Annotated in this window: 11 protein-coding genes; all 11 read right to left on the reverse strand. The window is 48.0% G+C overall.

The genetic code is table 11. From position 1 onward, the window contains the following. Positions 1–116 precede the first annotated feature (116 nt). Complete coding sequence (locus tag ULO1_RS13665; protein ID WP_078664807.1) at positions 117–1187, reverse strand: sugar ABC transporter permease; 1071 nt, start codon at positions 1185–1187, stop codon at positions 117–119. Next, the gene (locus ULO1_RS13670) at positions 1168–2688 is read right to left on the reverse strand and encodes a sugar ABC transporter ATP-binding protein (RefSeq protein WP_079933759.1); all 1521 of its coding nucleotides are present in this window, start codon (positions 2686–2688) and stop codon (positions 1168–1170) included. Before ULO1_RS13670 ends, ULO1_RS13665 begins: the two co-directional genes overlap by 20 nt. An 82-nt stretch (positions 2689–2770) precedes the next feature. Then, positions 2771–3793: a substrate-binding domain-containing protein gene (locus tag ULO1_RS13675; protein ID WP_159446561.1), complete on the reverse strand. Its 1023-nt coding sequence runs from the start codon at positions 3791–3793 to the stop codon at positions 2771–2773. A 128-nt stretch (positions 3794–3921) separates the two neighbouring features. Continuing rightward, the gene (locus ULO1_RS13680) at positions 3922–5208 is read right to left on the reverse strand and encodes a PTS sugar transporter subunit IIC (protein WP_079906631.1); all 1287 of its coding nucleotides are present in this window, start codon (positions 5206–5208) and stop codon (positions 3922–3924) included. Between the two features lie 3 nt (positions 5209–5211). After that, positions 5212–5529, reverse strand: coding sequence for a PTS sugar transporter subunit IIB (locus ULO1_RS13685; protein ID WP_078664811.1), 318 nt, complete (start codon positions 5527–5529; stop codon positions 5212–5214). Continuing rightward, positions 5530–8250 (reverse strand): sigma-54-dependent transcriptional regulator, encoded by a 2721-nt coding sequence (locus ULO1_RS13690; protein ID WP_143325473.1) that lies wholly within the window; start codon positions 8248–8250, stop codon positions 5530–5532. It abuts the gene before it with no gap. A gap of 90 nt (positions 8251–8340) precedes the next feature. Continuing rightward, the gene (locus ULO1_RS13695; protein WP_278307751.1) at positions 8341–9513 is read right to left on the reverse strand and encodes a D-alanyl-D-alanine carboxypeptidase family protein; all 1173 of its coding nucleotides are present in this window, start codon (positions 9511–9513) and stop codon (positions 8341–8343) included. Positions 9514–9586: 73 nt separating this feature from the next. After that, on the reverse strand, positions 9587–11071 hold the full coding sequence (locus ULO1_RS13700; protein ID WP_079933761.1) for a hypothetical protein: 1485 nt from the start codon (positions 11069–11071) through the stop codon (positions 9587–9589). A 146-nt stretch (positions 11072–11217) separates the two neighbouring features. Then, positions 11218–11691, reverse strand: coding sequence for a 6,7-dimethyl-8-ribityllumazine synthase (ribE, locus tag ULO1_RS13705; protein WP_079933762.1), 474 nt, complete (start codon positions 11689–11691; stop codon positions 11218–11220). 24 nt (positions 11692–11715) lie between these two features. Then, positions 11716–12918 carry a bifunctional 3,4-dihydroxy-2-butanone-4-phosphate synthase/GTP cyclohydrolase II gene (locus ULO1_RS13710; protein ID WP_078664873.1) on the reverse strand — a complete coding sequence of 401 codons (1203 nt, stop codon included), beginning with the start codon at positions 12916–12918 and terminating at the stop codon, positions 11716–11718. A gap of 21 nt (positions 12919–12939) precedes the next feature. Further along, positions 12940–13596 (reverse strand): riboflavin synthase, encoded by a 657-nt coding sequence (locus ULO1_RS13715; RefSeq protein WP_078664816.1) that lies wholly within the window; start codon positions 13594–13596, stop codon positions 12940–12942.

The following is a 13596-nucleotide window of genomic DNA, read 5'->3' on the forward strand; positions in this document are numbered from 1 at the left end:
GATTGTGAAAAAATGCACATTCCAAAAACTGATTCCTTTTTCATTTTGCTCCAATATCAATTATAGAACTGTTAACCAATAATTCCAAGGGGTTTTATGAAAAAAGCGGAGCATCCCTAGCCCCGCTTCTGTTTCAGAGTATCCAGCATTACAGCGCCCATGATAATAAAACCTTTAATAATATACTGATAGTTTGCTTCCACATTGAGAATGACCAGAACGTTATTGAGCAAGCCAATGATGAACGCTCCAATTACGGAGCCACCAACTGCCCCAGCCCCTCCGGCCAAACTAGTACCACCGATAACTACAGAAGCGATGGCATCCAGTTCCGCCATATTTCCGGCGGTCGGAACCCCGGCTGCCATGCGACTGGCCAGGACCAGGCCAGCCAGAGCTGCCAACCCCCCCATAATGACATAATCCCAGATCAGTAGTTTATCCACGTTTATCCCGGAAAGGCGGGTAGCCTGAACATTACCTCCATAAGCATAAAGATAACGGCCAAAGGTAGTTCTTTTCAGGACAAAGATCCCCAGAGCGGCCACAATGGCGAAAATAATAACCGGTAAAGGCAGGCCGCGGCTATTTAAAAGCACCCAGATGACAAATAAAGTGACCAATGCAGTAGCTATGCCATCCAGCCAATGTTTGTTCCTGATATTTCTAAACAGGATTAAACCACCAATAATGGCAGTCAAGACAACGGCTACCAGAGAAGGCAGCTGCCAGGTCGCCAGCATAGCAAAGGTATTGTTGACAGGAGCGATGGCACTACCTTTGGAGATAACCAGAGCCAGACCCCTGGCAATGGTCATACTGCCCAGCGTTACGATAAACGGAGGGAGTTTGAATTTGGTGATGAAAAAGCCATTCCAGAGACCAATCCCCAGACCCAGAGCCAGGGAAATTAATACAGAGGACCAGGTAGAAAAGTGGTAGGTTAACTGCAATTTGGCTACAACTACCCCGATAAGGGCCATAACCGACCCTACTCCCAGATCGATACCGCCAGTAAGAATGATCAGGGTCATACCCACAGCCAGTATGCCATTGACAACTACCTGTACCGCCAGATTCATAATATTTTCTGGCCGGGCAAAAGCACCATCAGTAATTACTGTTGAAATAATTCCCATTGCCAGTAGAACCAGCAAGATCGTGTATTTATGCAGATTCTTTTTCATTGCGTCTTCCTCCTGTTGCCAAGGCCATGATTTTTTCCTGAGTCACTTCTTCTTTTTCCAGAATGCCCGCCAGACTGCCATCAGCCATAACCGCTACCCGGTCACTCATACCAATGATTTCTGGCAATTCGGAAGAGATCATGATTATGCCTACTCCATTGGCAGCCAGACGGTTGATGATCTGATAGATCTCAGCCTTTGCCCCTACATCCACACCCCGGGTGGGTTCGTCCAAAATCAATATGCGGGGCTGGGTGGCCAGCATTTTGGCCAGTACCACTTTTTGTTGATTGCCACCGCTAAGGTTGGCCACAGCCAGATCTTCATCAGCCGTTTTAATGCGCAATTCCTGAATGTAATTTTTGATTACAGTCCTTTCTCTTTCCTGGTTGATTATGCCCAGGGCGTTGCTCAACTGTTCTAAACAGGATAGAGTCAAATTTTCACCTACTGACATACCCAGGACCAGGCCGCTGACTTTTCTGTCCTCTGTCACCAGGGCTATCCCGTTATCCAGCGCTTGCCGTGGATTTTGAATGGTAAGTTTTTTACCATTGAGACGGATTTCTCCGGTCAATCTCTTCCCGTAAATTCCAAACAGGGCCAGGGCCAATTCTGTCCGACCAGAGCCCATCAAACCAGCTATACCAAGTACTTCCCCTTTTCTCACTTGCAGGGACAAAGTTTCTAATAGCCCCGGCACCGTCAGGCTTTCGATTTCCAGAATCACTTCACCGGGTTTATTCTCCCGGCGTGGGTACAAATCAGTAAGGTCGCGACCAACCATCAAGCTGATAATTTTATCCCGACTCAGATCTGCTTTCATGCCTCCCCCTACTGATTCCCCGTCCCGTAAAACCTCCACCCGGTCTGCTATCACATCAATTTCATCCATCTTATGGGAAATATAGATAATCGCTTTATCCTGGCTTTTCAGCAGACGGATCAGGTTGAACAATTGCTCAACTTCACTATCAGTCAAGGCAGAAGTAGGTTCATCCATAATAATGATTTCGGCAGAAAAACTTAAGGCTTTGGCAATTTCAATCAGCTGTTGCTGGCCAATACTAAGGTTACCCACCAGTTCCTCTGGCTCCAGGGTTATCCCTACCCGTTCCAGCAGTTCCACAGTCAGTTGACGCATCTGTTGCCAGTCAATTAAGCCTGGTGCTGTTTTGGGCTCCCGTCCCAGAAAAATATTTTCCATAACACTTAAACCGGGGATAAGATTCAGTTCCTGATGGATAATGGAAACCCCGGCTTTAACTGCATCTCTGGTGCTGTTAAACTGGCAAATCTGGCCATTGATGACCAGCTCACCACTATAGCTACCATAAGGATAAACACCGCTGAGAATTTTCATTAAGGTGGATTTACCTGCCCCATTTTCCCCCATCAAAGCCAGTACTTCGCCCCGATAGGCAGTTAAATTAACTCCTTTCAGAACTTTCACTTTACCAAAACTTTTTTCGATCTGGCGCATTTCCAGGATTTTCTTCATTTTCTCACCACCTATTTTTCTCAAAAAAGACACCGCGGAAAGAAAGGCAGGCAGCCGGATTTTCTATCCGCGGTTCTTGGCCTTACAGATTGGGCCAGCGATATTTCATAGTATCGACATTATCCTTTTTAATAAGCTCAACAGGAGTCAGTTTCACAGGCACTTCAAAGTCACCGTTCTTAATTGTGGTATCACTGGCAGGAGTTTTCTTCTGAGCCAGTTCTACAGCAGCCAGGAAGGAGGCCTTCCCTAATTCATAGGGCTTTTTGTCCACATCAGCGGACAGCTCCCCGGCTTTAATCGCTTTACATGCGTCTTCATCAGCATCAGAACCGATAGTTACCACCTTGCCAGCCAGTCCTTTATTCTTCAAGGCCTGAACTGCACCCATAGCCATACCGGAGTTATTGGCCAGAATGCCTTGAATATTGTTGTTGTACTGGGTCAGAGCAGTTTCTACAGTATTCATGGCCAGGTCCCGGGCCCAGCCTTTGTGAGCCTGATCCACTACGACTTTGATGTCGGGATACTTGGCCAGTACTTCCTTGTTACCGGCAGTAATGTCCCGGGCCACGCCATTGCCAGCTTCCCCTTCCAGGATGATAACATTCCCTTTACCACCCAGCTGTTCGGCCAGATACTGAGCCTGAATCCGACCAACCTGCTTGGAGTCAGCAGTTACATACAGGGCCACTTTGGCATTTTCCGGGAGACGGTCCATAGCCACTACAGGTACCCCGGCAGCCTCAGCCTTGGCTACCAGAGAAGCAGCAGCGCCAGTGTTAACAGCATGCAAAATCAAAACATCGATTCCCTGCGACAGCAAACTTTCGACATCAGATAATTGCTTTTCTTCCTTGTTATCTGCAGAAGTCCAGATGATTTCCGCATTGTTAGCAGCAGCATTGTCTTCCATGGCCTTTTTCATAAAGGTATAAACAGCTTCCTGCATGGTAGCGACAGAAACACCGATTTTAATTTTCTTCTTTTCCGGCTGGTTGTCCCCGCTGTTTCCAGCATTATTGGTATTACCACAACCGGCCAGGGCGCTGAAACCAATTAATAGTGCCAGCAGTAGAGCGATTCGCTTCATGAATTTGGACATCCAGGACCCTCCTTTTTTCTTCTGCTTGTTGTTGCCTGCCAGCCTAATATTAAGCAAGGAGCGTGCCAAAACAGAAAAAAGCCTGTCCCAGCGGCTTTTTTGTTCAGGGACAGGCTTTTTAACACACTTCATTTTAGTGTGTCAGACTGTTCAGCCTCAGTGTGTAATACTTTTGTTTCCCACAAGCGAAAAAACGGCCAATAAATCAATGCTGCCAGTAACAAATCCACTGCTTGTAACACAGTACCGCTAATATGCCCATTGCTCAAATACCCGCTGAATAAGACCGGTACAGTGAAAGGCAATTGATACAAAGGCCTGGCTACCCAGCCCCAGGCCATGGCCCAGTAATTCACAGTTACAATCATCGCTGGGGCCAGGATAAAAGGAATAATCATTACCGGGTTTAATGCCAACGGCACCCCAAAAGTTATCGGCTCATTGATATTGAACAGGGCCGGTAATAAGGCAACCCGTCCTACCTGACGTAAGGTCTTGCTTTTGCTTTTCAGCAAATATATTACCAGAGGCATCGTCGCCCCTGAACCACCCAGGTGGGCAAAAATATGATAAAAAGGCTCAGTTACAATATGTGGCAATACAGTGCCTGGCTGTGCCAGAGACCAGCTAAAATTCTCACTGAGATTGGCTGCCCAGAGGGGATAGGCAATGGCCGAAACCAGGTTCATACCGTGCAGGCCAACACTCCAGAGCAACATCATCACCAGAATCTGCAGTAAAGCAGACCAGTAAGTATCTGAGGCCCTAACCAGAGGGGTAATCAACTGACGCACAGCCGCTGACCAGGTTAAATCAGCCTGTCCTAATCCAACAGCCAGCAGCAACCTGCTTAACCAGATCAGGGTTAAAACAAATCCAGCCGGCAACAAAATGGCCAGGGTGCGGGCTATCCCGGCCGGAACCCCTTTGGGCAAACGCAGTAACCAGCCTTTTTGCTGAAACCAGCGAAATATTTCCACAGTCAAAATGGCACAGAGCACTGCAAACAGTAAACCCTGCGGACCAAGTTCAGTGAGCCAGTTCTCTACGGTAGCAACCACTGGCCGAGCTGGAAAACTGCCTGCCACAAAAACCGCTGTCGCTGTCAGGGCAATCCTATCTCGGTCCAGACGATAATAGGCTGCTAAAGCGTTGGCCGTCCCCCAGGCAATCCAGAGACTGAGCAGACCGAACGTGGCATTGAAAATAACCAGTAGAGTAGTATTGAGCTGAAACCACTGCCGCGGCAGCCAGGCCGCCGGCAGGGGAGGATTGGCCAGCAGGAGAAAGAAAGAGCCCAGTAAAATCATGGGTAAACCGTAACCAATAAAAGCATCACGCACAGCCTGTAAATAGCGATTTTCCGCCAGTTTCACGGCAAAGGGCAGAAATTTTAGTTCCAGCCAGTTAACCATAGCCTATTCCTCGCTCTTCTGCTGCTGGATTAAGGATAAAGCCAAATCCAGGGCCGCTTTACCATCAGCCATAGCATAAGCTAGCGGGGGTATGACGGCCAGGGGCTTTCCCTTATCTGCCCAGGTTTTTTGCAGATAACCTACCTGTGGACCCAGCAGGATAACATCCGTCCTCTCCCAGTAGTCATGGATTTCATTACTGCCGATATAGTCGATTTTAGCAGTAAGTTTGCGCAGTTCAGCCTCAGTCTGCATGGCTTCCACCAGTAAGCTGGTTGACATACCAAAACTGCATACCAGTAAGATACGGACTGGTTTCATTTATTTTTCCTCCTTCTGCTGCAGGGCCTGTTCCAGCAAATGCAGCAAATTGGCTTTTTCCCTGGCCGTCAGCTTAACATCAAATTCAGCCAGTACCGGCTGAAACAACTGCAGAAACGGATGTTCTATCTGACTTCCCGAAACCTCGTCTTCTTGCAGGTTCAATCTGTTCTGGATTTTCCTTTCCAGCATGCAAACAATGTGCATTATCAAACCTACCCAGTTACCATCAGGTAACTGCCGCCCCATCTCCCGCTCATAGCGAGACAGGCAGTCAATGACCAGAGGTAAGGCCCGTAAGGGGTTAATAAAGCGTAAGTGCTTGGCCAGAGTCTCTTCCATTTTAGCCAGCAATTGCTGACGATCCTGAGAGTCTGCCTCCAGCCAGTTTAACTGCTCTCCGCCGTTGATTAACCAGCGCAACTGACTTAAACCTGCTGCTGTAAGAATGCGATCAATGGAAATAAAGGGCACCTGCAGTTCTGGCAGGGGAAAACTGCCTACCACAGCCAGAATCTGTTTACCCGCAGGAACCTGCAGGTTATGAGGTCCTACCGGTAGCAAGTTGATATTTCTTTCCGCCAGTTCAGGCAACTTTTCTTCCAGTAAAGCCTTGATTTTAAGAGCACTGCCTTCACCAGTAGAACAGGTTACCAGAATCACCCCTTCCAATCTCTTATGTCCACTACCGGAAACAACAATTTTATTTGTCTGTCTCCCAGGCTGTTCTCTTTTGCGCAATCTGGCTGCCAGAGCGCGGGCAGTAAGCTTTTCCTTTTGTACCAGACGCAAAGCCTGCATGACCAGCATCGTATTTACTCCCTCTACTACTTCAGTAACTATACCGGTCCGCTCACTGATAATCTCTCCAAAAGCCAGAAAGGATCCCATATCTACCAGGAGTACCACTCCCAGGCCCTGGTCTGCTTTACGCACCAGTTCTGTCGCCTGTTCCAGGGCCTCTTCCGGACTCATGGTTAAAGGCATATCCAGGGTCAGAATTTCCTGAAATCCCAGCAATTCCGCTGCAACCTCTGCCATGCTGCTGGCTGTAGCCCGGCCATGACAGAGTACCACAATTCCAGGTTGCCCGCTCTGATTTTTTTCCTCCTGTTTACGTTCCGAAGCTAAAAATAGCGCCACCAGAGCGGCTTCTTCGTCTGGAAATTTTAATCCCATTTCCTGTTCCAGGGCAGCAATAATCTGTTCCGCTGCCTTCAACTCATCTGGATACTCTTCCACCCAGGTACCAATAGGTGTCCTGGGCATGGATTTGCCATTCTTTATATGTTCTATGGTTGTAGTCAAATGCATGGCTATTCCATAATAAACCCGGGCTGGCAAGGTGCGTCCTAAAGCCAGTTCCGCTTCGGCAACCAGAAAGGATATTTTTTCAAGATACTTGGATGGGATAATCTGATCAATCTTTTCCGGCAAACCGGCCAGTAAGCGCTGAAAATATCTTTCGATATCATTATACAGGATCTGTTGAATTTCCTGTTCTGACAGTTTACGGGCAGCCAGGCTTTTTACCCTTTTACTGATCAACTGGTAAAAATCCGGTTCCTGAATTGGTTCAGCCGGCAATACTCGGCCCTTTTGCCTGGACTCAGGCTCAAAAATCCAGGCAGGCTGGGCCAGTAACAAACTGCGCAGTTGTCTTCCCTGCTCACTTTTTTCCGCTAAACTTTGTCGTACAGTCACCGGCAAATCACCAATCTCCACTTTAACCCGCTCTTCTTCATCTGTGACGAAGTGCAAAAAAGCCTTGGCACAGGCCAGCTGAATGTCGCTTTTCAATTGTCCGATATTTCCCCGGGGTTCATATAAAGCAAGGGCCATAACGGCTTCCTCGGTAATTTCCAGGGTCTGTCGCATCCTTCGGGCCTCGTCCTCAAGAAAGCTGCGAATCAGTGATAATCTTTCTTCCCTGGTTCTTTCCCCCAGTGGTGGCAACTCAATCAACATAGGAATCCGGCGGCAAAAAGTGGACAGTAGCTGGGACTGGGGATTTTCAGTGGTAGCCCCTAATAATAAAACCCTGGCTTCCCTGTACTCCCCCGTTTCCCCCAGCGGCCGATAGCGTCCCTTGTCCAGCAGATAGAACAGCATTTCCTGCCCTTCTGCCGGCAAGCGATGGATTTCATCAAGGAACAGAATCCCGCCGTGAGCTTTGGCTACCAGTCCTTCCTGATCCCTCTCCGCCCCGGTGTAGGCTCCTTTCTTCACCCCAAAAAGTACCCCCAGCAGTAGCTGAGGATTATGGGCATAATCAGCGCAATTAAAGGAAACAAAAGGCGCGGTGGGTGGTAATACTCCTTTTTCCAGGGCGAACCGGTACATTGTCTCAGCAAACTGGGTTTTACCCACCCCGGTAGGCCCAATCAGAAGACAGTGTAGCCCCTGCGGGGGATACAAAATGGCAGCTTTAGCCTGCAAGACAGCCTGTTCCAGGCTTTGTTCCGCTCCGATCAATCTCTGGAAAGCATCGGTTGCACCCATCCTATTCTTTTGCTGTTCTGAAGCTGCCAGATAAAAATACCTGACTGGTCTGCCACTGCTTTTACCCAGTATGCCTTTTCTTACCGCCTCATTTAATTCCCGGCTGACATTGGCCCGCTCTAAACCCAGTGCTCCAGCAATTTCACCTGCACTTAGGCCCTGAGGAAATTGGCCAATCATCTCTTTCAGGTAATTCAAGATTAATTCCTGGCGTTTCATACTCCACACCTTTTCCTTTTTACTCTTAAAAATATTATAAGGGTTTTGCTGATTGACCACAACAAAACCCTTTTAAACCCAGTATTTATCTTATTTAATTCCTGTGGCTTTTTGCCAGATGGCACCAAAATGCTGATTTAAGGTAGCTGCCTCTACTTCCCTCGCAGCCACCAAATCCACAATTTTTACTGGTTGACCTTCAAACATTATGATTAGTTTACCAATTTTCTGCCCCTTCTTAATCGGAGCCTGAACTCGAGCAGGAATTTCTACCTTATAGGTTACTTTTTTCTCCTGGCCTTTTTCCACCACCATTACTACCGGTTCCTGGCTTACAGCTTTTACCTGTTTGACCTGGCCTTTACTTACCGGGATAACACCCTGAACCTGCCCAGCCTGACTGATATTAACGGCCTTATATCGGGCAAACCCATAATTATACAGCTTGATAGATTCCCGGAAATGGCTGCGAGGCTCGGGGGTTGCCATCACCACTGCAATCAGGCGCAAGCCATCCCGCTGGGCCGAAGAAGCCAGGCAGTATTTGGCTTCAGTGGTCCAGCCCGTTTTGCCTGTATCAGCACCATTATACCACCAGAGCAGCTTATTGGTATTATATAACTTAAATTCACCACCCCGGAGGTCATATTCCTTAATAGAGGTCAATTCCCGGAAGAGGGGATGTTTCATCCCTTCCCGGAGGATCATAGCCAGGTCATAAGCAGAAGCGACATGACCTTCAGCAGGCAAACCATAAGCATTGACAAACTTACTGTCCTTCAGACCCAGATCCTTAAGCTTCTGGTTCATCATTTCCACAAAAGCCTCATGGGAACCGGCAACATGCTCCGCCACTGCTACACAGGCATCATTGGCAGAACCAACAGCTATCGAAATCAGCAGGTCTTTTAGTGTCATTTCTTCCCCGGGTTCAAGATAGATCTGGGATCCACCCATGCCGGCAGCATTTTCGCTTGCCTTAATCCGGTCTTCCAGTTTTACTTTGCCCTGTTCCACAGCCTCTACAGCCACCAGCAAAGTCATGATTTTAGTTACACTGGCCGGCGGCAAGGCCTGATGCATATTTTTTTCATAGAGAATCTGTCCACTATTAGCTTCCATCAAAACGGCTGATTGTGCTGTAGTCTCCAGTTGAACCACCGGCTGTGCAGGCTGCTGACCAGTTTTTATCTTTGCAGCACCGGCTGCAGCCGGAAAAAGCAGTGTAAATGCTGTTATCCAGATAATCATTTTCTTCCACATAAAAAGAACCCCCTTTGCCACATGCTTGTACAACATTATTATGTGGCAGAAAGGGGGAAATATACCTTAGATTTTAACGAATTCTGGCATTAGGTACATCATGACCAGTTAGTTCTTTATAGGATTTTTGCAGAAGCTGTACTGCATAAACAGGGTTGTGAATCCCATAAGATCCTTCATCCTCAATAAAGAAGATATTGAAAAGAGCATTATAGATTTCTTTTGCTGCAGGGTTAGTCCAGTAAGGTTTGGTTGTATCCACTACCCATTTGTTATTTTCAAACTTATGTGTTAAAGAGTCAGTATGCTTCATATCAGTGTAGATAATGATTTGACCACCGGTACTGACAGCATGGGCTTCAGGATAACCCAGTTTCTCATTAATAGCTTTTTCCAGCACAGCGATCAAACCTTTGATTTCATCCTGAATCCCTTCGATTTTCCTGTCCCCGTCATAATCGCCCAGAGCCTGACGGTTAATAGTATTCAGGCCCGGATGACAGGCAGTACAGGCATTAAGATTTGATTTAATCAATTTACCGCTGGCATCTCTGGCTGCAACCTTAAATGTGTGACCACCCAGACCAGGTACATTGCTTTTTGCCATATGGCAGGTGACACAGGCATTAGGTATAGCAGCATGCGGGGAAGATTGATATTTTTCACCTGTTACTTCTGCTCCACCAAAACCTAGCAGCAATTCACTCTGGGCAGCGGCGTGAGGTCCACGGATGGCTACCCCAGGTGCATTCAAGTCCCTGGGGAAAGATGGAGCCTTGCGATAATCATGGCAGACAAAACAGGCGGCCGCTTTACCGGCATTAACCATCATAAATGGTTTATCAGCACCGGGTTGTCCTGGAGCTGCCACAGTTTGCAATCCCACCATACCAGTAATCCGCAGCCCCTTGTTGTCATGGCAGGCATCACAAGCTGCTACCGCTTTGGCATTGGGATAAGGACCATAAGGTTTCAAGGTGATGCTGGCATTACCATATACCGCTTCAAAAGTAGCTGGATTGCTTTTTACATCAGTAATATAGGCTTTAAATCCTTCAGTAGTGTGGCACTTGGCACAGTTATAAGTCCCACCCCGGTTATTGGGCCAAATTGATTTATCGGGCCCTTCCTCTACCAGCTGGCTGTGCTTGCTGCTTGCCCAGGCCTGATAGTTGAAAGCTACCGGATCAAAAGCTGGTTTGGGCGGCGGTGTCGGTTTGATTGGTTGTGGTTTAGCTGCAGTTTGTTTTACCGGTTGTTTTTTGCTTGATTTTTTGGTTGATTTTTTAGTTGTAGAGGTTGTTTTAGTTACTGTTGTCCTGGTTGTTGTAGTCTTTGTACTTTGCAAGAAAGAGAAACTTCTTCCAGCGCTCAGGAATTTCTTACCTGTCTCGTTCAATTGTGGTATATTTGTTGTATGACAGGTAGTACAGCTTTTTGGCAAACTGCTGGGTACTTTGCTCAGATAGGCAGTACTGGCCCAACCTGTACCGCTGCCTACTGCAAACGCAACTAACAGAGCAAATCCCATTATGCCTGCCTTTCTGTTTTTGAACATTTCGCTCCCTCCTCTACTGTTTTGAATTTTTGTCAACCTTTCGACAAAATTACACCTCTTTACTTCACCTCCTCTAATTTACTTTATACGACATTTTTTTCACAATTCCTGCTTAAAAAAAAACAGACCGGTAAAACCGGCCTGGTTCATTCCTGCATTTGCTTCAACAAATTGGCCATTTCAATAGCAGTAACCGCAGCCTCATACCCCTTGTTTCCAGCTTTGGTGCCTGCCCGTTCAATGGCCTGTTCAATGGTATCAGTGGTCAGGACACCGAAAATCACAGGTTTGCCGGTATCCAGTCCCACTTTGGCCACCCCTTTGGCCACTTCAGCCGCTACATAATCAAAATGGGGAGTAGAACCGCGAATAACCGCCCCCAGACAGATGACTGCATCATATTGGCCACAGGCCGCCAGTTTTTGGGCTACCAGGGGAATCTCAAATGCTCCCGGCACCCAGGCTACTGTTACTTCTTCTTCTTTACCGCCATGGCGTTTAATGGCATCTAAAGCCCCGCCCAGCAGTTTGTTGGTGATGAACTCATTAAAGCGGCCTACTACAATGGCAAATTTAAGGTCCTGGGCCAGCAATTTACCTTCCAATAAATGATATGCCATGTTCTTGCTCCTTTCAAAAATTATTTAGAAGGACAACATGTGCCCTAATTTGGACTTTTTAGTGCTAAGGTAGCGCTCATTATAGTCACAGGGCTCGATCTCAATGGGCACCCTTTCTACAATCTCCAGACCATAACCCTCCAGTCCTTTGATTTTCCGGGGGTTATTGGTCATCAGGCGGATTTGCTTTAAACCCAGATCAGCCAGAATCTGAGCCCCTATACCATAATCCCGCAAATCAGCCGGGAAACCCAGGGCCTCATTGGCCTCAACGGTATCTGCCCCCTGTTCCTGTAATTTATAGGCCAGGATTTTGTTTTTCAAGCCAATGCCCCGCCCTTCCTGGCGCATATAGAGCAGCACGCCGCGGCCTTCCCGCTCAATCATGCGCATAGCTGCTGCCAGCTGGTCGCCGCAATCGCAACGGGCAGAGCCAAATACATCTCCTGTCAGGCATTCGGAATGAACCCTTACCAGCACCGGGCCAGGTGCGGTCAGGTCTCCTTTATGAATAGCCAGATGGGTCTGGCCATCAATCAAACTTTCATAGGCAGTGGCCTGGAATTCCCCAAAGCGGTTGGGCAATCTGATGGTCTCCACTCGCTGAATCAGTTTTTCCGTTTTACGACGATACTGAATCAGGTCAGCGATGGTGATTATTTTCAAACCATGTTCCCGGGCAAATTCCAGCAGCTCCGGCACCCGGGCCATAGTCCCGTCTTCTTTCATAATCTCACATATTACCCCTGCGGGATAAAGACCGGCCAGTCGGGCCAGGTCCACAGCAGCCTCGGTATGGCCCGCCCGCCGCAACACGCCACCTTCCCGATAGCGCAAGGGGAAAATATGACCGGGTCGCCGCAAATCCGCCGGTTTAGTGGCTGGATCCAGCAGGGCCTGAATAGTGCGAGCCCGTTCATGGGCGGAAATCCCGGTAGTAGTATCCTTAAAATCCACCGAAACGGTAAAGGCCGTGCCATGGGGGTCAGTGTTATGGGTAACCATAGGGGGCAAATCCAGTTCATCCAGCCGCTTGCCTTCCATCGGAACACAAATCAATCCCTTGCCATAAGTAGCCATGAAGTTAATGGCTTCCGGGGTGGCCTTTTCTGCCGCCATCAGCAGATCTCCTTCATTTTCCCGGTCTTCATCATCCACTACTATTATCATTTTTCCTGCCCGAATGTCAGCAATAGCTTCTTCAATACTGTGAAACTGTTTTTCCATTTTCCTCATCCCTTTCCCCTTCTATTCCAGGAAACCGTGCTGCGCCAAAAATTCCATACTTAACTGAGACTGCCGTTTTTCAGATGTCGGTGGAAATTTTAACAGGCGTTCAATATATTTACCAATGATGTCCCCTTCCAAATTGACCCGGTCGCCTACCTTTTTGAAGCCTAGAGTGGTGCGTTTAACTGTTTCCGGAATCAGGGATACTTGAAAACCATTATCTATCAAACTGACAACAGTCAGACTAATGCCATCTACTGCAATGGAGCCTTTTTCAATAGTATAGCGCAAAACCCCTGCAGGTGCGCTGATAGTGGTTAAGAGAGCGATATCCACCCGCTCCTGAGCGATAATGGTGCCTACACCGTCCACATGGCCACTGACCAGATGGCCACCCAGGCGGGTATTTAAAGTCAGGGCCCGCTCCAGGTTAACCCGGCTGCCTGGTCCCAGTTCCCCCAGATTAGTGCGGTCCAGAGTTTCAGCCATCACATCAGCCATAAACCAGTCAGGTCCCAGTTCCGTTACAGTCAGGCAAGTCCCATTGACTGCAATGGAATCTCCCAGGCGGGTCCCTTCCAGAACCGTACGGGCTGCAATTTTTATCCTGGCCGAGCGGGCTCCTCTGTTAAGAGCCCTTACCTCTCCCAGCTCCTCTACAATCCCTGTAAACAA

Origin of the sequence: Carboxydocella sp. ULO1, assembly GCF_002049255.1 — a bacterium.
Lineage (GTDB): Bacteria > Bacillota.